Origin of the sequence: Streptomyces sp. NBC_01276 (assembly GCF_041435355.1) — a bacterium.
In the GTDB taxonomy this organism is placed as follows: Bacteria; Actinomycetota; Actinomycetes; order Streptomycetales; family Streptomycetaceae; genus Streptomyces.
In genome coordinates, this window is record NZ_CP108443.1 from 163,421 (window position 1) to 183,436 (window position 20,016).

The following is a 20,016-nucleotide window of genomic DNA, read 5'->3' on the forward strand; positions in this document are numbered from 1 at the left end:
AACGCGAGATGGCCTGGCACTGACACACGTCCGGAGACGGAGCCTCCCGGGGCCGGCCTGGCGGTGGTGGACTACGCGGGTTCCAGCAGGACGGACGGCAGAGTGCCGTTCGCGATCAGGTCCTTCGGCAGCGAGAGATCGAAGAACTTCTCGACCACCCCCAACGCTGTGCGGTGCACTTCCCTCCGGTCCCGCTCCGGGTCAGGCAGGCCGGCGGCGGTCAGCAGTTCCTGCAAGCGCGCAGCCGTCTCCGGGTCGCCGTCGACCCCGTCATAGCCCCAGGACGCGTCCAGGTGCAGGTTGCAGGCGCCCAGCAGGCGGCCGTCGTGAAAGTACGCGAACTGCGGTGGGACCGGCTTGCCGTTCTCCTCCTCGTACTCCAGCAGGCAGACGTGCGCGCCGTCACGCGATGCCGGGGCCAGTGGGCCGAACTCGGCCGCCCAGCCGCCGTAGGCGACCGCGTATGTCCAGTCTCCGGCGCGGCCGAGGCGCAGGCCTATGCCGTCGAAGGAATCGCCGTAGGTGTCGTCCATGAGCTCCAGAAGGGAGTCTCCGGTGTGATCCCCGACGGCCACGGCGATGTGCCTCCCGTCGTACACGGTGGCTGCGAGGCGGGCGGCGAGCTCGTTCGGGGAGAGCCCGCGGGCGAGCACCACGTGGTAGCCGCCGAAGGCTATGGATTGCGGGTCGGCCAGCCAGGTCGTTCCATGTGTCATGACGGTCATCCTGACCGGTCCCTCTGACAACGCGGGCGTCGGGCTTCATGGGACTTCTTCCGATCTGAAGTCCCGGCGGGCTGGGACGTTTTCGTTGTGCCCGGCGTGACTCTGGTCCCGAAGCAAGCATCGGCGCGTTCTCGGAACCGGGCGACGACACTCCGCTGCGCATCAGGCAATCCCACCAGGGAGCGAGAGACGTTCTCGAAACCTGCTCACCGTTGCCGAGGCCGCAGGGGTCCCCGGCAGGTGGACCGCAGACGCCTTTGACAGCATTTCGCGAGGCGAGGCCGATGACGACGGAGTGCCCGCAGCCCTCCCGGAGCGAGGTGCATCCCCGTCACACCGGGGATCGCCCTAAATGATCGAGAGCCGTACTTCTGCCAGGTAGCTGCTGGGAGCCTGGTCGGGCGGCAGTCTCACACCGATCTGCGGGCCCGGTTGCAGGGCTGCCAGTACCTCGGCGGCCGGGTATCCGAACAGGTCGATGTCGCGGAGGACCACCGGTACGGCAGACGGCCCGGTCGGCCTCGCCTCATACCGGTGCAGGTGTACGGCTGCGAGACCGTGCTGGTCAAAGACGCTCGGGCTGAGGCGGTCCGAAGTGTCCCCGTAGGCGAGTAGTTCCAGGTCCTCGTAGCGGGCTGTGAAGGCCCAGCCGGTTTGGCAGATCCACGTTTCACGTACATCTGCCAGCGTCGAGACGGCCCAATGAGACTCCTGCTCGGACATCCCGAAGCGCAGAACGCCGGCATGGTGCGGCAGAACGAGGCCCGTTCCCGGCAGCAGGTCGAACATCTCTCGATGATGGCCGGACGCGTCGGCCGGATCAAGGCCTCAAGAATGCGGCAGGGTTGGTTCTGCTCGTCGCCGACTTTTGTCCGCGGACAAAAGTCCAGTGTCCTGCCTCAGCGGAGGTCGACGAGTCTCAGCGCGATCTCGCGCATGGGGTGCCGTGTGATCCCGGTACGCGGTTCGACGGCGAGGGGTGGTCGGTGGGCTCCAGCTCGACGAAGGGCCGCTTGCCGACCGGCCGCGTGTGGCGTAGGTCTTCAGCTCGGTGGTGCTCTCGGAGTAGATCGCGAGCCGGGCGCTGAGCCAGCCGAAGTAGGGCTTCTCGGCTTCGCGGTCCTCGACGTTCCACACCTCGAGGGCACGGGCTGCCGATCACAGATACCTGCACCAGGGTCTGCTGGGCCACCCCACTTCCGATGGTGGCCGGCCGGCTGCCACCGCCAGGTCGTCCAGAGCTGGAGGATCTTGATCCGGTTGCTCTGAAGAACGCCCCGACTTTTGTCCGCGGACAAAAGTCGGGGCTGGGTTGCGACTGAGGTCCTGCCCCCAGAGTCCGGCGACGTCCTGGCGGGCGTGTACCCCCAACTCCTCTTGGAGGACGGCCGCTTGCGTGGAGCGGTACGAGTCGGGGGTCGGCCCCGCCGACCGCGCGACTTCAGCGCCACCGGCTGACGGGACTGGGGGAGGGGACCGGGGGAGTGGTGCCGCTGCCCCGCTGCCCCGGCTGGTCGCGGGCGGTGACGGTCGGCTGAGGATGCCCAGGAGTCAGAGGCCGGCTTGCTCGGCGTGCTCTGCGGAACCGGCCTGCGTCGGCCCCGCCCTCACACCTGCGCCGGCTGGAGGACCGCCGGCCACAGGCGTTCCTCCAGCGGGGTTCTGCGGTGGCGTACCGCGGCGTCGCGGAGGCCGGCCATGGCCACGTCGCGGTACGGGCTGGCCGCCAGTTCGCGGGCGGCGTCGGCGCGTACGTCCTCCTCCCGGCGGCGGGCGGCGGCCGTGTCGAGGGCCTTCTGGAGCATCGACTGGGGGCCGTCGGCCAGGCCCCCGATCAGCCGCAGCCAGTCCTCGCGGTCCGCGGTCGAGGCCAGCCGGGTCAGCGGCTTCTGCCACTTCCACCCCAGCCGGGTGACGTGGTGGGGGTCCGCCAGGCCGGAGCCCGCCGTCCGACGGGCCACCTCCAGCGCCACCTCGACGGCCTGACCGGGGTCGGACTCGCAGAGGCGTTCCGTCAGGAAACCGGCCCCCGAGTCGTGGATCGCCGCCGTGTCGGCCGAGAGCCGGATCTGCCCGGCCACGGTGTCTACCGCCGCGGCGACGGCTTCCCGCGTGCCCAGCGGGGCGAAACGGCAGCGGAGGAACGAGCGGAGCAGAGCGACCTCCCCGGCCGAGGCGTCCGGGACGACCGCCGAGGCCAGGGCCGCGTCCAGTTCCTCCCAGCCGTGCTCGCCGCCGACGGCCGCGACCGAGGAGACGTCGTGGCCGTTCCAGTGCCGCAGGACTTTCGACGCGGTCGACCACCGCCCGTTGCCCACCTTCGCCGCCAGCCGTGCCTGCACCGCGAGCGACGGCCGGTCGGCGGCGCCCAAGCGGACCACGTCGCCCCACAGGCGCAGCGCCGCCAGCTTGGCGTTCGGATCGGGACACGGGCCCCGGTCCCACAGATCGGCGCACCACTCGGCCAGATCCGGCCCGAACCGGTCGAACAGCGCACGGGCCGGGGCGGCGGCCGTACCGGGCTGCTCCACCGTGCGCTTGGCCAGGGCGGCGAGCCAAGGGATGTCGGCCGTCGGCACCCGCACGCGCAGTGCCTCCATGACCAGCCGATGGGCCTGGGGGGCGTGATCGGTGAAGGTTGCCTGGACCACCCCGATCATCGTGTCGCGGTTCCGGGGGCCGTGGTACGGCCTTCCGCCCCGGAACTCCGGCCACGCGTTGCGGCCTTGGACCAGCTGCGCGTGCCTGAGCCCCTCAAGCGTCCGCCAGCGCTCCAGCGCGACGACCGCTCTGGTGTGCCCGGACGCGGCCAAGGGGACGAGGAGCTTGGTGGCGCCGTCGAGTGCCAGGAAGGTGTCGTCGATCCTGTCGTTCCCCCACTGGCGACCCTTGGAAGGCCAGTGCACGATCTCCTTCAGCCGGGCCGGCGGCAGCTGGGCCAGGCCGGTGACCGCGAACCGCAGGGCCGGGGATCCCGTACGGGGGCCCCGGTCGCCCCGCGTGTCGAAGACGTCGAGCCGATCGGCGCACCAGGTGGCGGCCGCACGTGTCCCCGGGTCGTCGGCGGGCTCACGGAGCAGGGGTGGCAGCAGGAAGGCCGCGATGGTGCCGACCGTGTCCCGGCCCCGGCACAGCGCCACGGTCTCCTCCAAGAGCTCGGGCACACCGTCGGCTGCCTCGCGCAGCAGCGTGCCGACCCGGCCGAGCACCGCCCGCAGCCGGGAGTTCGGTACGTCGAACGGCTTCTTCCCCTCGGCCGCCAGGTCCCGGATCACCTCCCCGGGTGACCTGCCGGGGGTGGAGAGGGCGGCGGCGAACCAGTGGGCGTCCAGCGCAGCCTGCGCCTGCCTCCACTCCTCCACCGGCGTACGGGCCTCCCACGTGCCGGAGCCGCTTCCCTCCTGCTCGTCCCCGCCTCCGGCCGGAAGCCCCCTGTCGGTACCGAGCCCCCTGTCGCTACCAAGACCCTTGTCGGTACCGAGCCGCTGGGCGATCCGGGCCGCGACCGGGAAGAGCGCGTCCCACTCCGGATCCCCGGCACGCCGGTGGATGACGGCCACACACTGGAGGGCCTGGGAGCGGGAGCGATGGTGTTCGGCCAGCGCGAGCAGCTCCCGCATGCGTTCGGCCGTCCACTCGCCGCGGTGCTCCGCCAGGGCCTCGATCAGCCGTACCGCCTGATTGCCGTGGCTGCTCGCGCTGTTCGAGTTCAGGTTGACCAGCCACGACCACAGGCAGTGCTCGCCACCGCAGCCGCTCGGCGCCGCGCCCTGCGGGTCCGGCTCGCGCCTGAGACAGCGCACCGGGTCGGTGCAGAGCTCGCGCAGGAACGTCCAGACGACGTCCGCGGTCCTCCCGTCCAGCCGCCCGAACCTGCACAGCACGTCCAGGACGCGCCACTCCACCCGGGCGCCGGGGCGGGAGCCCCGCTTGAGCACGACGCCGAGGTCCTCGGCCACCCGCTCGGGGTTCGTGTGCTCGCGGGTCGGCAGCAGCGCCAGTACCTCGCGCACCATCGCCGGTGACGCCTTCTCCCGCAGGTACCGGTGGAACACCGCGCGGATGTCGCTGTACAGGTCGTCCGGCAGCAGCGCGCAGGCCCGTACCGCGATCACCTGGAGGTCGACGTCCTCGCTCCCCAGGAGTTCGCGGAGCAGCTTCTCCGCGTCGTCCCGTACGCGGCCCCTCGCGCGCATGCCCTGCACCAGGGCCTGTTCCCCGACCACCGCCCGCAGGTAGTCGTCCGGGTGCTCCGCCAGGTGCCGGCCCAGCGCCCCGTAGTACGACTGCTTCTTCTCGGAGGCGAGGCGCACCAGGCAGCGGCCCGCCGCGTACTCGAACAGCGTCTGGTGGAAGAAGTGGACGCTGGAGCGACGGTCGGCCGTACCCGCGACCACGCTGCGCCGGTCGAGCTGTACCAGCAGCTCCAGCGGATCGTCATCGCCGGCCTCGGGGTTCGCCCCGGACAGGCGGCCGACCGCGTCCGCGACGGGCAGCGCCACCGCCCCGTCGTGCAGCATGAGGCGGGCGAGGGACTGGGCCGGCCAGGAGAGGTCCGGCGAGTGCGGCACGGTGTGCCCGTCGGCCCCGTGGCGGGCGTCCTCGCGGACCCGCCGCTCCCAGTAGCGTTCGTACAGCCCCGCGGCGTCGATCTCGGGAGCCGGCGACTGCGGCGCGTACACCTCGAAGAGCATGCGCAGCGTCAGCGGCCTGGCGACCACCTCGCGGACGGGCAGCCCCCGCACCGCGGCCTCCAGCAGAGCCGCCACCGCCTTCGCCCGGGTGGTGGGGGAGGCCGCCGGCAGGTAGTGCAGGCAGTACGTGGACAGGGCGCGCTCCAGCTCCTCGCCACTGTGGAAGTCGCCGACGTGGAAGACGACGTCGGACGGTGTCCTGCCCAGGAGGTCCTGGAGGGCGTTGCCGTCGCGGGTGCGGCAGGTCAGGGCGAGCGGTACGCCCCGCTCCCGGCAGGCGGCGACCGTACGGCTGAGCACGCTCCGGCCGTCCCGGGCGTGCAGGAGCAGGTCCGCCGTGTCGAGGAGTGCGACGCAGCCGGCCGTCAGGCTCAGCTCGAAGGACTTCAGCAGCCGTTCTCCCTCGCCGGGGGTGAGTAACTGCTCCGCCCGCAGCAGGACCGGGCGGAGCGCCGTGCCCGCGCGGATCTCGTCGGACGGAGGGCCGGTGCGCGTCTCCCGGAGGGGGGCCACCGCCCGTCGGCCGTCGAGGAGTTCCGCCAGGTACCACAGCAGGCTCGACTTGCCGGTACCCGCTTCGCCCAGCACCACCTGGACCGGCTGACCGGGGCTGCCGGCCAGGGCCTGCTGCTGCAGGACGCGCGCCAGGCGCTCCTCGGTGCCGCGCCGTACGTACACGTCCCGCAGCGAGACCGGTGGGACATCGGCGGAGCCGTGGTCGAGGAGCAGCATGTCCTGACGGGCGTGCTCGCTGATCTCGTCGACGAGCTTGCGGTGCCCGCTGCCGCCGTCGCCGGCCCGACGGGCGGCGAACCGCCACAGCTGCCGCGCGGCCCCCTCCAGTTCGAGGCGGAGACCGGAGGGCAGGGCGTATTCCGGCTCACCGAGGCGCGCCAGTGCCTCCACGATGCGCTGCCGGTCCTCGGTGACGGGCCGTTCGGCCACGAGGTCGGCGCGCAGCCGCCGGAACGTCTGCCAGTGGAACGTCGTGTACCGGTCGGGCGCCGTACTCACCCCGGCCCGCCGGTCGTGCTCCAGCTGCCGGGCGATCCGCTCGTGGACGCGCCGCCAGAGGCGGGTGTCCGGGCGGTCGCGTCGCTCGTCGGCACGGGACAAGGGGCGCCCGGACACCCGTCGGTCCTCGATGTCGTACAGCAGGAACAGGGCCCGCTGCAGGGATGCCCGCACCCTCCGCGCAACGGTTTCCTCGGCCGCCATCGGCCCCTCCTCGCTGACGGATCGACAGGCCGTACAGCGTAGGGCACGCCGCCCGGCCGCGGGGCGGGTCCGGCTTCTCACCGGCGACGCACGAGACCTCGCGGGAGTTCTGCACCAACCGGCTCTGACCTGCGGGTTCGCACCGCCCGGACGGGATGGTCCGCGGGATTTCCGGGCCCACACCGGACCTGGCGAATCTGGGTGGGCACGCCGACAACCCGGGGTGCGGGCCCGCACCTCACCGACTTGAGAAACGGTGAGGTCACCACACCATGCGTCATGTCCGTTCCACCATCGACACCTTCATCGACACCTTCATCGACACCGTCATCGACACCGTCATCGGTCACGCGCTCCACACCGTCGGCACCGTCCTGTCCTTGCACCCCAGCCCCGAGGTGCACTTCCTGGGACAGGTGGCCCATGACCTGGCCTCCAGCGAAGCGGTACGCCTGTGGGTACGCACCACCGCGCATGTGTACCGGACGCGGCTCACGGCTCGGCGGAACCGCCGCGACGACCGCTGACACCGACACCGTTACCGGCCCGTGCGCCGGCGACCCCGTCGGGGTCGCCGGCGCACGGGGAAGGTGGCGGTGGCAAGCCCGCCGGGACCGGGACCGGGACCGGCGCCGCCATGGCCCGGGTACTCGCCGCCGGGGGTGCGGTCGTCGCAAGCGGCGCGCCCCGTACCGTCGCCCCGGACACGCATCCCGTCCGAATCCCTTCGCCGATGGCGCCGGTGAGAGCAAGATGGGACCGGGCAGGGGACACACCGCCTGGTGGGGCTTGATCTCAGTGGGGTGAGGCAGATGGGCTGGCGGCACACGGACGCGGAGACGCCCGTGCGGCGGGGCGCCGACGGGCAGCTGTACATGGCCGTGCAGGACGTCACCGCGATGCTCCGCGACATGGCGCGGGCGTTCGACCTGCAGGCGCAGTCGGGCGAATTCGCGTGGACGGCAGAGGGCCAGGCGGCCCGGGACAGGCTGGACGTGGGCACGATGCGCACGGTCGCGAGCATGCTCTGTGCGCAGGCCGACGAGATGGACGTCCAGCTCATCGCCATCGCCGGCCAACACCCCTTCGGGTAGCCGGACTCCTGGACCGGGTCGGCTCGGCTCCGGTTCGGCTCCGGTTCGTGCCCCCTACGGCACGGCTACGAGGGGTCCCCGGATTCGGGGATGTCCTCGATCCGCTTCCCGTCGAGCAGGTAGGCGGGCAGGCACGGCTGCTTCGGGTCGACGGGGAATCCGCGTTCGTAGGCCATGCTCGCCATCGCGAGAGGCCCGAGGGCGAGCCCGGCGCGCGGCGCCGCCGACCCGGCCCAGTACCCGACGTGCTCCGCGAGGGCTTCCGCCAGCGTCTCGGCGAAGGCGTCGGGGTCCCCCGCGACGAGGCGGTGGAAGAGGGCGACGGGCTGGTAGTCGACCCGGTTCACGAAGTCCTTCGGCGCGTGCGTCAGGCGCTCGGGCATGGACGACTCCATGGTGGCCAGCAGCTTCTCCACCACCTCGTCCATGGACCGCCGGGAGAAGTAGGCCCGCAGGGTGTCGACCCAGTGCAGGACGTACGCGTCGACGGAGTCGTCCTCCCGCAGCCGCGCCGGCGGCACCGCGCACAGCCGGCCGATCCGGTCCGTCTGGCGGCACACGATCGCGAGGTACAGGGCGTCGAGCCAGGCGCGGGCATCCGCGGGCGGGTCGGCGGGCGTCGCGGGCAGCAGACCGACCCGCTCTTCGCCGAGGTGGCACTGCTGGGGCCGCGCGCCGGTGAACAGCGCGGAGCCGAGCTGCACCGAGGTGGCCCAGGCGTCCCACGTGTCGATGCCCGCCGCGTCGGGGTCTTCGACGCAGCGGGCGTGGGCCAGCGCGACGGCGGAGCCGAACGCGCCGCCCAGCCCTGCGGGGTCCGTGGCGAGACGCCGCACCGACTCGACGGTCGCTTCGGCGAGTTCGTCGACGTCGCGAGCCTTGTCCGCGGTGCGGGTGGCGATCCGGCCGGCGCCGTCGAGCCGGACCAGGCCCTTCATCATGGCGAGCAGCTGCGGCGGGGGCTGCAGGGAGAAGGTGCGGGTCTCCTCGTCGAAGACCGTGAGCGAGGTCAGGCCGCCGGCGTGCCACCAGTAGACCTGCGGCGACAGGGCCCCCTGCCCCGAGTCCTCGTGGGCGCCCACCGCGTAGGAGGCGAGGGCGTTGACCGCGCCGACCACGGATCCGTCGCTGATCGGGTGGAACACCAGGTTGTGCCGGCTGGGCACGACCACGAGGGCGCCGGTGTCCGGGAGCGGCTCACCGGTGACCTGCCGGGCCGTCTCGGACAGGAACAGGGCCTTGGCGGCGATGAAGTGCGAGTCGCCGTAGACCGAGTGCAGTCGTACCCCTTCTTCGGTGAGTACTTCCGCGTACTCGACGGGTACCCGCATCAGGTTCGCGTACGCCGCCTGCCCCAGTTCCTGGAGCCCGGCACGCTCGACGTCCCTGTCGGTGAGGATGCGCACGCTGGTGGGTCCGTCGAGGGCGTACGCGAAGACGAGCCCGTCGGCGACCACACGGGCGTACCGCATGGCCCCCATGAGCTCGGGAGTGAACGCGGCCAGGGGCAGCAGCCGGGCGTGGACACCGCGCAGCAGTTCGGTGGTGTCCGTCGGGTGAAGGGCGTCGTCTCGATCCACTCCTCCGACTCTACGCGGAGGGTGTGACAGCGTGACGACGGGGCAACCGGTCAGGAGCGCTCGACAGGGTCACGCTCCCATGTCCTTGCCGCGGCGGTCCAACTCGTCGACGATGCTCCAGTACCCCGGCCGTCCGGATTCCACCGGGAGGTCAGGGCGTTCGAGAACAGGGGAGAAAGTGACGAACAACAGCAGTCCCAGGAAGCGTCCGGCAACGGCGGCGGTACTCGTACCGCTCTTCATACTCGCCGGGTTGCTGCTGGGCCCGGCGGCAGCCGCGGAGGCGGCCGTACCGGCGGCCCGGCAGGCTCCCGCCGCCACGGCGCCGGCGCAGAACTCCCTCCTGGCGGGAGCCGGGGTGGCAGCCGGTCTCCGCGCACCGACGTCGTCCCGGGTCCAGGCCGTCACCGGCAACAAGAAGAGCAAGAAGAGCAAGAAGAAGAAGGGCGGGCTCTTCTCGAAATTGCTGATCGTCGTGTTCGTCGTCATCGTGTTGATCGTGGTCCTGTACCTGGTTCGCCGGGCCATGCGCCGCAGGTCGGCCTGAGGCCTGCCACGGAAGCGGATCTGGTACTTGATCACAACGTCCTGCGGGACGCGGAGCCCTGACGGACAGCCGGCACGCCTGACGTGAGCCGTTGGTGCCGCAGGGCATCCGGCAGGGCCGGCCCAGGCCGCACCCCGCACCCCCCCCCGCACCCGCACCCCCCCCGCACCCGTGCCCATCGTGGGCCCGGGAAACGGTCCGGGGCGGAGCCCCCGTGCCGAAGGCGACCCGGTGGCACGGCGCGATCGACATTTCCCGGGACGGACCGAATCCTTTCGGCGGGCACGCGCCTCCTATACGTGTGCCGACAAACGTCGGACCGGGAAACAGGAGGTCTTCATGCTCATCGGTATCGTCATCGCCGCCGGAGCCGTGCTGCTCTGCACGTGCGTCTACTTCGTCACGCGCAAGCGGAAGCAAGCCCGTGGCTGACTCGTCCTGGCCCGCCGAACAGCTCGTCGTCGACGCCCAGCGCGGCGACGTCGACTCGATCACCGCTCTGGTCGCGGGCTCGCACCCGAACGTACGGCGATTCGCCCGCTCGCTCTGCGCCACTCCCGAGGACGCCGAGGACGCCGCGCAGGAAGCCCTGATCATCCTCTACCGCAAGATCGGGACGCTACGGGCCTCCGGCGCGCTGGCCTCGTGGATGTTCCGCATCGTCCGCAACGAGTGCCTGCGGCGCGCGCGGACGATGCGGTCCGACGCACCCCTGCCGGATGCCGCCGTGAGCTCCGCCGAGGACGTGGTCCTGCAGCGCATCGAGGCGGGCCGGGTCGCGGCCGCCGTCGCCGCTCTGCCGGCCGAGCAGCGCCGCGTGCTGATCATGCGGGACATCCAGGGTTACAGCGGACGGATGGCCGCCGAGGCGCTCGGCCTCAGCACCGCGGCGATGAAATCGCGCCTGCACCGCGCTCGCACCTCCGTCCAGCAGTCCCTGCGCGCCACACCCCGACCCACGACCGGAGACCCCGCATGACGACGACCACCGGAGCCGACGGCCCCGACTTCGCGAGTCCGTCCCTGTCCCGCCACCTGCTCCGCGGCCTGATCGGCTTCGGCAGTCTGATCGCCTCGCTCGCGTTCCTCCCGGCCACGGGCCCGGTCAGCCTGCTGCTCCTGCCGGTCGGCGTGCTGGCACTGCGCGGCTGTCCGATGTGCTGGACCATCGGCCTGATGCAGACCATCTCGCGGGGCCGACTGCAGCGCTCCTGCGAGGACGGCCAGTGCAGGCTGACGGTCGCGGAGCCTGCGGGGGCCGTTCACGCACCCCGGCCGGACCGGAAGCCCGCCGGGGGCCCCGCGGTGCGGGGGAGAGGGCCGCGACGGCCGGCGGGCTGAGGAAGAGGTGCTCAAGCCGCGGGGGAACGCCTGACCAGGCGCCCGTCGAGGACGACCTCCAGCCAGGTGTAGCAGTCACCGATCCACAGCCCGACCTCCGCCCCACACCCCGCGCACGCCAGATTCGCCCCCTCGTGCCCGCCCGGCCCGCAGCAGCCGCCCCATCGGCTGAGGATCTTCGTGGTTCCGACCAGGTCGGCCGGGCTCAACAGCAGGTCCACCCCTGGCCCGTGCCCCGCGCGGGACGTACGGAAGCCCTTGGGCGGCGAGCCCCAGGTGATGCGCCCCGGTTCCGGGTCGCGGGCGAAGGTGCCCGCCGCCATTCTGGGCGGGCAGGGGTCCACGGGGGAGTCGAGCGGCGTCCAACCCTCGTCCTCCGCCGGCGGTCGCACCTCACGTACCGGCAGGGACAGCCCGGCGCCGCACACGGCACAGGAGAAGACCTCGACACCAGTAGTCCGCATGCCCTCTTCCCCGTCCGTCGCCGCCACCGAAGCTACCCTCCTGGCAACAGGGATGTCGCGGGCCCTCGTTCCGCTCCTGGCCGCCCCGGCCGCCGCCCAGGGCTGCGTGCAGACCGGCAACCAGGTGGTGTGCACGTTCGACTATACCGGGGCGCCCCAGACGTTCACCGTACCCACGGAGTGACGCAGCTGTCCGTGGATGCCCGGGGTGCTTCCGGAGGGGCTGCGGCCGGAGCCCCGAACCCCGGGGCACCGGGGGTGCCGGCGCCGAGGTCGTCGGCACGCTGCCCGTCACGCCGGGCCAGGCACTTCAGGTCAATGTCGGCGGCGCGGGCGGAGTCGGGTGGGACAGCGCTCCCGGTCCCGGCGGCTTCAACGGCGGCGGTACCGGCGGGTCCTCAGACTCCGTCTACGGCGGCGGCGGTGGGGTGGCTCGGACGTCCGTTCCGGATCCCTGGACCTGGCCTCCCGGCTGGTGACGGCAGCCGGCGGCGGTGGCGGAGGCGCCACCAGGCCGCCGAAGCGGCCGTGGGACGGGCACACCGGACCGTGCCGAGCCGTCCCGGCCAACGGTACGGGCGGCGGCGAATGCGCCCGCTGAGGCGACTGCCGTAACGACCGGACCGGCGCCCGTCCGGAGCCGGGTCCCGTGCGCTCTGATTCGGCCCCGAGGGGCGCGCCGGGCCGGTGGAGCGCCGCGGTGACGCGGCGTGAACCGAGTCCCCCCGGCGATCAGCGGCTGGGGCGACAGCTCGCGGGACACGTGCGGCTGCCGACAGCCGCGTGCGTCAGCTCCCGGGAGAACCGGGCACCCGACGGAGTTCGAGCAGGGCCACCACGATCTTCACCGCGGTCGAGATCGTCAGGGCCTGAAGAAACGGCATTCCCATGAGCCACAGGGCCACCATCATGACGGTGAGGACCAGGAACGCGGGAAGCAGATGGGTGCGCATGACCGCACTCTTCAGGCGCTCGGCCCTGCTCCGATCCTGGTCCCCCGTGCGGATCGGGCGCGCGGTGAGGCCTTCCTCGTCGGCTTCCGGCATTGGGCGCTGCCCTTCCCTCGTACTCGTCCCCGTCAACGAGCCTCGGGCACGCCCCGGCGGCCTGCCACCGTTGCCACCCGTCCGCGCGGCCATCCGAGGTACCGCTCCACGTGATCGAGCTGCTCCCATCGGTCCGAGAGCCGGAGGCCGGTCCACCTGCGCCCTGCCCGCACCGTGAGGCCGCAGGACTCACCGAGTGGATCTTCTGATCGTGTTCTCGCCAACCAAGCCGACTGCTCACATTGGTCGTTGATCAGAACGGCCCTAGGGTGCTGTGCCGGGGCCGTGCCCGGGTTCTCCAACGGTGAGGGCAGTCGATGAAGGAGGGGGAGCACGTGCAGCATGTAGTCGTCCTGGGGGGAAGCATCGCGGGGCTGGCCGCAGCACGGGCCCTGCGGAGCCTTGGCAAACGGGTGACCGTCGTCGAGCCCGATGGACTCGCCGCGACGGTCGCGAGGGGCGGTGTGCCGCAGAGCGGGCAGCTCCATGCGCTGCTCGACATGGGACGGACGCAGGCCGAACGCTGGTTTCCCGGGTTGTCGAAGGACTTGGTCGCCGATGGCGCGGTCCTCGGGTCGGGGAGCGAGATCCAGCTCTTCTCGAACGGACGGCGGAAGGTCAGCGTTCCCGGGAACGAGCTGATCGGCGTGAGCCGCGGCCTCCTCGAAGAGCACGTTCGCCGCCGGACCCTGCTGGACGACGGGGTCACGGTGAGGGTGGGCAAGGCCTGCGGTCTGGACATTCGGGGCACGCGGGTGGTCGGCGTCCGCGTCCGCGCCGCCGACTCCGGCGAAGCGCACGTGCTGCCGGCCGACGCGGTGGTCGACGCCACGGGCCGGTCGAGTCGGCTGGCCTCCTGGCTCCGGGAGGAGGGGTGGCCGGAACCCCCTGTCGACCGCATGCGGATCGATCTGGGCTACGCCACCGCGCGCTTCCGCAGGGGAACGGAACTTCCCGACGTTCGCGTGGCGCACCAGCTGCCCGCCGCCGCGAGCGGCACCGCCGAGCAGTCGGACACCGGGGCCATGGCCGCGGTGGAGGGCGGCCAGTGGATGGCGGTCATAGCGGCGTACGCCGGGAAGCGCCCGACCCGGGACCCCGCCGAGTTCCGCAGGCGCATGAGGGAGATGGACGCGAGCCCCTTCGGCGTCGTCGCCGACCGGTGCGAGCTGATCGGCGAGGTCGAGACGTACGGCATGGCGCACTCCTCACGGAGGCGCTGGTGGGCCGTGGAGCGCCTTCCCGGAGGACTGTTCGTCGTGGGCGATGCCGTGGCCTCCTTCAACCCGGTGTACGGGCAGGGCATGACCAGTGCCCTTCTGCACGCGTCGTGCCTTGCCGCGTACCTGCGCAAGGGCGGCGACCTCCATGCGCCGGCCCGCGCCTACTTCCACCACATCAGGGTCGTGGTGAACGCGGCATGGGAGGTCTCGACGCTGTCCGACCTGGCTCAGCCGCACGTCACGGGTCCCTATCCGCGCGGCTACGGAATGGCCAGGAAGATGGCGGAATGGGTGGAGGAGGCCTCCACGACGGACGCGTGGGTGAACGAGAGGTTCCTCGACGTCGTCAACATGCGCAGGCGTCCCGCCGATCTGCAGGCGCCACGGTTCTTGTGGCGTGTCGCGATGGCGTGCGCGCGGCGGGACCGGTGACACGGGGACGACCGGGACGGCCAGGAGGCCAGGAGGCTAGGAGCTGGAGACCAGCCGCCCGTCCTTGTCCACTCCGGCCGCCGCCAGAACCTCGGGGTGGTCGAGAAGGCGGGCCATGCGGACCAGGTGGGCGCGTTGGGCACCCGCTTCCAGCTCGGACCCCGGCAGCGGGATGCCCCTGCCGCTCACCCGGCCGGCTCCGTCCTCGGCGAGCGCCACCGCCCCGAGGAGGACGGCGGCGGCGGCCGCGGCCCGCTCGTCGTCCTTCGACCAGCCGGTGCCGGCGGCAGCCTCGCGGACCCGGTCGGCGGGGGCATGGCCGAGGTAGGGGTGCAGGCTGCGGATACCGCTGAGGATGTCGGCCATACGGGTGATCAGGTGCCAGTCCCGTACGTAGAGCAGGCCGAGCTGCGCCACCGGATTGGGCTCGGTCAGAGTGATCCGGGGGTCGGCGCGACGCGTCAGCTGCCACAGCGGGGCCAGCGCCAGGTAGTCCCGCCGGTCCGCGCGCCACGTGGCGATGGCGGCACCGGAGAACCCCCAGTTGATGATGACGGCCCCGATCGTGCCGGAGACCGGGCCGAGGCCGTGGAGGGGGTCCAGGCCGCGCCAGCCCGTGGCGTCGGCCACGGTGGCCGGCCCGACGCACGCCACGTACCCGGCGATGAACCAGGTGGCGATCGCGATGTGCTGCAGTGCCCGGCGCAGCCTCGGATCGTCCTGCGAGGAGAGGGCGTTGTGACGGAACCGCAGGGCGGTGGAGACCGAGGCGTAGCCGAGGCCCAGCTGGAACGCGCCCAGCATGACCAGAGCGCCGGGGTCCCGGCCGTAGGTGATGTTGAAGTCCAGCGGGTGCGGTGCGTCGTCGAGCCCGGCGGCGAGGAATCCGGTGATCAGGGCACCCACGACGAGGCCGTAGACGACGAACGGCCCGGTCAGCGGGTTGCGGCCGGTCGCGCTCGGCGGGGAAGGGCGCCACAGCAGCGACATGATGTGCGTGTGGGCGAAGAAGCCGAGGATGCAGAGGAAGACCAGCAGCTCGGCGAGGTTCTGTTTGCCCGTCAGGTCCGCGATGCCCCGGTAGACCACGGGCGTCGCGAACACGAAGGCGCCCACCCCCAAGGCGGAGCACATGGCGATCAGCCGCAGCGCGGGTGAGCGTTCCCGCTGCCAGGCGACGAACTTCGCGGAGGTGGTGCACAACCCGATCGCGGCGACGGTGAGGTAGACGATGTTCGCAGCGTCCTCAGACACCGGTCCCCCTGTGACGCAGGGCGGAGCTCACCGAGGTGGTGGCGTCGCCGCTGATGTTGGTGATCATGCTGACGATCAGCCGCCCCAGAGTTTCGGCTTCCCGCTCGGGCGGAGTCTGCCCGCAGGACAGTGTCGTCTCGGGCCCGTCGAAGTAGGTGCGGGCCAGCATCATTCGGCTGACCTTGGGGTTGAGGGCGGGAGCCAGGCTGGCGAGCAGCTCGTCCTGTAGGTCATGCCCCGCTGTCTCCGGATCGTGCCCGAGGAAGGCGTGTGCCAGTTCGTGGGCGATGACGAAGTTCTGGAGGATGCTCTGCGAGTCCTTGTCGACCACGATGATGAGCTCGGAGGGTCCCCGCAGGAGTCCCCCCGTGAGCGGGTACTTCAAAGGGAGGTGGATGATCCGGATCGGCACCCCACAGCGGTCGGAGACGGCCGATACGACCTCGTCGATGGTCGGGTGGGCCGGCAGCCCGAGCTGCGAGCAGAAGGTGTTGCGCAATCTGCGGAGGGTGCGGATCTCCCGGAGCGTCTCTGAGACGATTCCGACGGTCTCCCGGATTCCCGCCACGGTCTACCCCTTCTGCAAAAACCACAGCACATGGGACGCATGCCCCGGTTCTTTCGTGAATCTGCTGGATTCTTCGTACGTGGTCCCACGCCCATGGACCGCCGACGGTGACGTGCGCCGCAGTTGACCCGGAGCCGGGCTCCGCTCGCTGACTCCGGCTCTCCGCACCGCGGTACGGACGTCCGACCCCACGGCGGGCGACCGCCCTGACCAGCGTCGGGGGAGCGCCGGAGGGATGGCGTGCCCACGTCTGGAGAGTCACAGTGAGTAGCTTGTACGTTCATTGCGAGCGAGATCAAGTGGGACAGGCTTCCGGTTGGCGTACTTCCTGGATCGGAAAGCCTTGGGGGAGGGGCAATCGCGAACGAACCGGATGATTCCGGCGGCGGCTTCCCGGGCGGGCCGCTGAGCCTGCCGGCCGAGGCCTTGGCGGCCTTGGAGGCCGCGGCCGGAGCGAACCGTTCAGTCCCGGGAGCCGGGCAACGTCCCGAGGTAGCGGCTGAGGACCGCGGGGGCGCCGGCCTCGCGCAGCAGCGCCACGAGTTCCACCTGGTCCTTGGTCTCCTGTACCAGGGCGTCGGTGTCGGGGAGGGTGAAGAACGCGGGGCCGGCCTCGATGCCGAAGTGCCTCGCCAGGGCCTCCAGGGGGTCATCCGTGAAGAAGGACGGATCCACCTTGAAGATCTTGCAGAGCAGCTTCGTGGACTCAAGGCTGGGCTTGCTCTTTCCCTCCAGCAGGTTGTAGAGCCACATCCGCGACTTTCCGCACGCCCTGGCCACATCCGTCTGCGTGTGGGGTTTGCCCTCGTCGGTCGTCCGGGTCTTCAGCAGGTGCCCGAGCCGGCCGATGAACGGGTCGTCCTCGACGGTCTCCCCCGTGGGCTCGCCCGCCCGCAGGGCCTGCAGCAACTCAAGCGGCACGCCGGTGGTGTGACTGACGGCGGCGTTCGACTGGGGCTCGGAGCCCCGCGGGAAGATGTGCGCGAACAGGAAGTCGAGACGCTCTGAGATCAGCAGCGCCCGCTGGTCGCCCGTGCCGCTCATCGATCCCTTTCCTGCCACGTCCGAGTGACCGTCGCCGTGACGGCCTGTCCGGCCGCACGGTGACTGCCGTGATCATCACCGCTTCCGCCGCGTTGGCGAGGGAACCGCCGCCGCACTGGCAGAACTCGGGGCGGCGGGCGCCCCTGCGAGAAGTTACTCGAACTGCATGCTGGCCGCATCAAGTCTAACCGGCAAGCCGTGGCAGCAGTCGATTCCAGGTCCAGACCGGCATCCAAGAGCCTTTTTCCGCCTCCGAGTTGGCGTCATGTGCAAACTATTGTTGACACCGGGCGGAGGGTGCAGCAGGATCTTGTCCATGCCGCCAGCTGGCCGGGCTCCTCCCGAGAGGTGAGGGGTCTTCATGGCTGGTTGTTTGCGCCGCCCGAAGGCAGCGATCCCCACGGGGGAGGGTCGCAACCCGGGTCGGGAAGCCCGTTCGGGCCCCGATCCGACGTCTGAGGGCGGCGCACGGCATCTCTTCCCGCAGGGGCGGAACCGCGGCACCACCGACTCCGGCGGTTCCGCGCGATCGGGGACCGGATACGGGCCGGCCGCGGGCTCCGCGCTGCGGCCGCGCAGGGTGGCGGCCGGGAGGTGCCCGGGTCCACGGTCCGTCAGGCGGCCGTTCCGCCCGCGTTGCGGATCAGCTGCATGAGCACCTTCACCGTGGTGACGTAGTCCGCGTCGTCAATGCCCTCGTGAAGGACGGCGCGGATCGCGGGGCCGTTGCGTGCGAGGTCGACGCGGGCCTGTTCCCCCTCCGCGGTGAGCCACAGCCGGTCCTCGGTGTCCCGGGTCAGCCAGCCGCGCTCCACGAGCACCTCGGCCTCTGCCGCCAGGTCGTCCTCGGGCCGGATGTAGGAGGCCATGGCCTTGTACAACTCGGGCAGGGCCATCCCCTCGCCGTCGGGCGAGATGTCGTTCTCCGACAGGTTGCGCAGCAGCCAGAACTGGGGCTGGGTGTAGCCCTTTTCGGTCTGCCGCGCCCGGGTGAAGGCGATGAGCGCCTCGTAGGCGACACCGGTCCAGTAGGCGGCCGGCTGCCCGGCGAGCTCGGCGTCGGAGAGCTGCTGCTGGGTCGTCATGGGCTGTCCCCTCCTGGTGCTTCGGGTGTGGAGTCTGCGTGCCGTGCAGGTCCTGGGGAGAACGTAGAACCTCACGTTCGGTCGAGGTCAAGTGCGTGATCTTCCGGATGTCATGGACGCGGATCTCGGGACGGCTCGCGGGGCGCCAGGGAGCAGTCGCCGCGCCATGCGAAATGCTCGCGGTCCGCTACGAGGCAACCGTGCCGGCCGCAGTCCTCAACGAGTGCTGTGACCGGCGCCTTCGGCGTGCTCAAGCATGCGGAGCGCGTCGGCGGCCGCCGGTGACAGCACGGTGTCGTCCTGCAAGTCGGCCAGTGGCATCCACGCGACCGCGTCGGTGGAGCCGTCGATCTCGGTCACTGTCGGCGTCCCGCCCTTGAGGGCGACGGCGTAGAACAACGCCGTGAGGCTCCAGCTCACGCCATTGCGCCGAACCGCGTAGGTCCGCGCGTCGAGCAGTCGAGCGTCGGCGAGTTCGAGCCCTGTCTCCTCCCGGAGTTCACGGGACAAGGCCTCCACAGGCTGTTCGCCCGGGTCGATGCCGCCGCCCGGCATGTGCCAGAGCCCCGGTGTGAAGATCGGCGAGGCGTCCGACAGCCGGATCATCAGCAGCCGGCCGTCCTCCACCGCGATCGCGTACGCCGAAACACGGGTCTGTACGTGAGTGTCCACGGTTCGCGCCCCTCCCTGTACGAAGCCGACAGGTGGGAACCCTAGCGTCACCAGGATCGACTCTGGCAACAGGTTCGGGGGAGCCCGCCCCGGTGCGCCGCTGGACCACGGAAGTGCCGGGACGGGCCGGGGCGGTTCAGTGCGCGTCGGTCAGGGGTACGCCCAGCAGGGCCTCGAGTCGGGAGACCGTCTGCTCGGGCTGCTGCGCGTGAACACCCGCGAAGCCGAGCTTCTCGGCCGCCTGCACGTACTCCTCGGTGTCGTCGACGAAGACGCACTCGTCGGCCGAGAGCCCCAGCAGCTTCAGCATGGCTTCGAACAGCTCCGGGTCGGGCTTGCGCATCCCGTGGCACTCGGAGATGACCACGCTGTGATAGCGCGCTTCGAGCTCGTACCCGTCGTAGAGGTTCCAGGGACTGAGCCCGACCGAGTTGGACAGGATGCCGACCTTGATCCCGGCCCGCTTCGCTGCTGCGGCCGCGTCGATCAGGGTGCGCTCCGGTCGCAGGTCGGCGAAGATCCGGCCCATCAGATTGTCCGGAGAGACCCCGAGCCTGGGGGCGGCGGCCTCGTTCCATTCGGTCTGGCTGACCGTGCCGCGCTCCAGCTCGTGGGTGAGCCGAACTCCTTCGGCGTCCATGTACAGCGCCTTGATGCACGCGCCCTGCTGCAGTCCCTCGCGCTGCTCGAAGGCCAGCACCGCCGGCAGCAGCGGCGTGGTGAGCACCCCGCCGAAATCGAGGACGAGACCGGTGCGGTGAGACATGCGGAACTCCAGCGTTGGTGATGGATCGGGTGCCGGCCCCGGCGACCGCTGCGTGCGCCGGCGGTGGGCCGTGCGCGGAGTCATCGGCCGCGGCTGACCGACGGGGCGCACCGCCGCAGGGGCGGAGAGGGTCTGTTCGATCAGTGGGCAGGACCGGGCCCTACCGTACCAAGCGTCTGACTCGCAGTCAGGCATCGGCAACCCGCAGGTCCGACTGCCGGAGGAGCGGAGCGAAGGCTCACGTGCCGGACCGCCGGTCGCGG

General features: G+C 71.4%; 19 protein-coding genes. 7 read left to right on the top strand and 12 right to left on the bottom strand.

Annotation, left to right across the window (positions count from 1 at the left end; genetic code table 11):
* Window positions 1-71 precede the first annotated feature (71 nt).
* The 3 genes from OG295_RS37940 to OG295_RS37950 all read right to left on the bottom strand — a co-directional run bounded on the left by OG295_RS37940 (window position 72) and on the right by OG295_RS37950 (window position 6,637).
* On the bottom strand, window positions 72-716 hold the full coding sequence (locus tag OG295_RS37940; RefSeq protein ID WP_331738056.1) for a DUF6461 domain-containing protein: 645 nt from the start codon (window positions 714-716) through the stop codon (window positions 72-74).
* A gap of 357 nt (window positions 717-1,073) precedes the next feature.
* Window positions 1,074-1,514 (bottom strand): hypothetical protein, encoded by a 441-nt coding sequence (locus OG295_RS37945; protein ID WP_371681470.1) that lies wholly within the window; start codon window positions 1,512-1,514, stop codon window positions 1,074-1,076.
* Window positions 1,515-2,332: 818 nt separating this feature from the next.
* Window positions 2,333-6,637, bottom strand: coding sequence for a hypothetical protein (locus OG295_RS37950; protein WP_331738058.1), 4,305 nt, complete (start codon window positions 6,635-6,637; stop codon window positions 2,333-2,335).
* Between the two features lie 272 nt (window positions 6,638-6,909).
* On the opposite strand from OG295_RS37950, the gene OG295_RS37955 reads away from it, so the two are divergent.
* Window positions 6,910-7,164: a hypothetical protein gene (locus OG295_RS37955; protein ID WP_331738059.1), complete on the top strand. Its 255-nt coding sequence runs from the start codon at window positions 6,910-6,912 to the stop codon at window positions 7,162-7,164.
* Window positions 7,165-7,449: 285 nt separating this feature from the next.
* Complete coding sequence (locus tag OG295_RS37960; protein ID WP_331738060.1) at window positions 7,450-7,731, top strand: hypothetical protein; 282 nt, start codon at window positions 7,450-7,452, stop codon at window positions 7,729-7,731.
* 65 nt (window positions 7,732-7,796) lie between these two features.
* On the opposite strand, the gene OG295_RS37965 is transcribed toward OG295_RS37960, so the two are convergent.
* Complete coding sequence (locus tag OG295_RS37965; protein WP_331738061.1) at window positions 7,797-9,311, bottom strand: immunity 49 family protein; 1,515 nt, start codon at window positions 9,309-9,311, stop codon at window positions 7,797-7,799.
* Between the two features lie 178 nt (window positions 9,312-9,489).
* On the opposite strand from OG295_RS37965, the gene OG295_RS37970 reads away from it, so the two are divergent.
* The 3 genes from OG295_RS37970 to OG295_RS37980 all read left to right on the top strand — a co-directional run bounded on the left by OG295_RS37970 (window position 9,490) and on the right by OG295_RS37980 (window position 11,199).
* A complete protein-coding gene (locus OG295_RS37970) occupies window positions 9,490-9,858 on the top strand; it encodes a hypothetical protein (protein ID WP_371681471.1) in 369 nt (122 codons plus the stop codon).
* A gap of 424 nt (window positions 9,859-10,282) precedes the next feature.
* Window positions 10,283-10,837 carry an RNA polymerase sigma factor gene (locus OG295_RS37975; RefSeq protein ID WP_331738064.1) on the top strand — a complete coding sequence of 185 codons (555 nt, stop codon included), beginning with the start codon at window positions 10,283-10,285 and terminating at the stop codon, window positions 10,835-10,837.
* Entirely contained in the window at window positions 10,834-11,199 is a 366-nt protein-coding gene (locus OG295_RS37980) for a hypothetical protein (RefSeq protein ID WP_331738066.1), read from the top strand. Before OG295_RS37975 ends, OG295_RS37980 begins: the two co-directional genes overlap by 4 nt.
* Window positions 11,200-11,210: 11 nt before the next feature.
* On the opposite strand, the gene OG295_RS37985 is transcribed toward OG295_RS37980, so the two are convergent.
* The gene (locus tag OG295_RS37985; protein WP_331738067.1) at window positions 11,211-11,663 is read right to left on the bottom strand and encodes a hypothetical protein; all 453 of its coding nucleotides are present in this window, start codon (window positions 11,661-11,663) and stop codon (window positions 11,211-11,213) included.
* Window positions 11,664-11,715: 52 nt separating this feature from the next.
* On the opposite strand from OG295_RS37985, the gene OG295_RS37990 reads away from it, so the two are divergent.
* On the top strand, window positions 11,716-11,847 hold the full coding sequence (locus OG295_RS37990) for a hypothetical protein (protein ID WP_371681472.1): 132 nt from the start codon (window positions 11,716-11,718) through the stop codon (window positions 11,845-11,847).
* A gap of 604 nt (window positions 11,848-12,451) precedes the next feature.
* On the opposite strand, the gene OG295_RS37995 is transcribed toward OG295_RS37990, so the two are convergent.
* A complete protein-coding gene (locus tag OG295_RS37995; RefSeq protein ID WP_331738070.1) occupies window positions 12,452-12,709 on the bottom strand; it encodes a hypothetical protein in 258 nt (85 codons plus the stop codon).
* A gap of 335 nt (window positions 12,710-13,044) precedes the next feature.
* On the opposite strand from OG295_RS37995, the gene OG295_RS38000 reads away from it, so the two are divergent.
* Window positions 13,045-14,364 (top strand): FAD-dependent oxidoreductase, encoded by a 1,320-nt coding sequence (locus OG295_RS38000; protein WP_331738072.1) that lies wholly within the window; start codon window positions 13,045-13,047, stop codon window positions 14,362-14,364.
* 36 nt (window positions 14,365-14,400) lie between these two features.
* Here OG295_RS38000 and OG295_RS38005 read toward each other — a convergent pair whose 3' ends face one another.
* The 6 genes from OG295_RS38005 to OG295_RS38030 form a co-directional block, all read right to left on the bottom strand.
* Window positions 14,401-15,618 (bottom strand): DUF6545 domain-containing protein, encoded by a 1,218-nt coding sequence (locus OG295_RS38005; protein ID WP_331738074.1) that lies wholly within the window; start codon window positions 15,616-15,618, stop codon window positions 14,401-14,403.
* Window positions 15,611-16,186 carry an ImmA/IrrE family metallo-endopeptidase gene (locus tag OG295_RS38010; RefSeq protein WP_331738076.1) on the bottom strand — a complete coding sequence of 192 codons (576 nt, stop codon included), beginning with the start codon at window positions 16,184-16,186 and terminating at the stop codon, window positions 15,611-15,613. Before OG295_RS38010 ends, OG295_RS38005 begins: the two co-directional genes overlap by 8 nt.
* A gap of 462 nt (window positions 16,187-16,648) precedes the next feature.
* Window positions 16,649-17,230, bottom strand: coding sequence for a helix-turn-helix transcriptional regulator (locus tag OG295_RS38015; RefSeq protein ID WP_331738078.1), 582 nt, complete (start codon window positions 17,228-17,230; stop codon window positions 16,649-16,651).
* A 614-nt stretch (window positions 17,231-17,844) separates the two neighbouring features.
* Complete coding sequence (locus OG295_RS38020) at window positions 17,845-18,315, bottom strand: MarR family winged helix-turn-helix transcriptional regulator (RefSeq protein WP_331738080.1); 471 nt, start codon at window positions 18,313-18,315, stop codon at window positions 17,845-17,847.
* A gap of 216 nt (window positions 18,316-18,531) precedes the next feature.
* Window positions 18,532-18,987 (bottom strand): NUDIX domain-containing protein, encoded by a 456-nt coding sequence (locus tag OG295_RS38025; protein ID WP_331738082.1) that lies wholly within the window; start codon window positions 18,985-18,987, stop codon window positions 18,532-18,534.
* Between the two features lie 136 nt (window positions 18,988-19,123).
* Entirely contained in the window at window positions 19,124-19,753 is a 630-nt protein-coding gene (locus OG295_RS38030; RefSeq protein WP_331738084.1) for an HAD-IA family hydrolase, read from the bottom strand.
* Window positions 19,754-20,016: the final 263 nt, after the last annotated feature.

Bases quoted from the DNA above. Each gene is read 5' to 3' on its own strand.
- OG295_RS37940 (WP_331738056.1), bottom strand. From the start codon at position 716: ATGACACATGGAACGACCTGGCTGGCCGACCCGCAATCCATAGCCTTC.
- OG295_RS37945 (WP_371681470.1), bottom strand. From the start codon at position 1,514: ATGTTCGACCTGCTGCCGGGAACGGGCCTCGTTCTGCCGCACCATGCC.
- OG295_RS37950 (WP_331738058.1), bottom strand. From the start codon at position 6,637: ATGGCGGCCGAGGAAACCGTTGCGCGGAGGGTGCGGGCATCCCTGCAG.
- OG295_RS37955 (WP_331738059.1), top strand. From the start codon at position 6,910: ATGCGTCATGTCCGTTCCACCATCGACACCTTCATCGACACCTTCATC.
- OG295_RS37960 (WP_331738060.1), top strand. From the start codon at position 7,450: ATGGGCTGGCGGCACACGGACGCGGAGACGCCCGTGCGGCGGGGCGCC.
- OG295_RS37980 (WP_331738066.1), top strand. From the start codon at position 10,834: ATGACGACGACCACCGGAGCCGACGGCCCCGACTTCGCGAGTCCGTCC.
- OG295_RS37985 (WP_331738067.1), bottom strand. From the start codon at position 11,663: ATGCGGACTACTGGTGTCGAGGTCTTCTCCTGTGCCGTGTGCGGCGCC.
- OG295_RS37990 (WP_371681472.1), top strand. From the start codon at position 11,716: ATGTCGCGGGCCCTCGTTCCGCTCCTGGCCGCCCCGGCCGCCGCCCAG.
- OG295_RS37995 (WP_331738070.1), bottom strand. From the start codon at position 12,709: ATGCCGGAAGCCGACGAGGAAGGCCTCACCGCGCGCCCGATCCGCACG.
- OG295_RS38015 (WP_331738078.1), bottom strand. From the start codon at position 17,230: ATGAGCGGCACGGGCGACCAGCGGGCGCTGCTGATCTCAGAGCGTCTC.
- OG295_RS38020 (WP_331738080.1), bottom strand. From the start codon at position 18,315: ATGACGACCCAGCAGCAGCTCTCCGACGCCGAGCTCGCCGGGCAGCCG.
- OG295_RS38030 (WP_331738084.1), bottom strand. From the start codon at position 19,753: ATGTCTCACCGCACCGGTCTCGTCCTCGATTTCGGCGGGGTGCTCACC.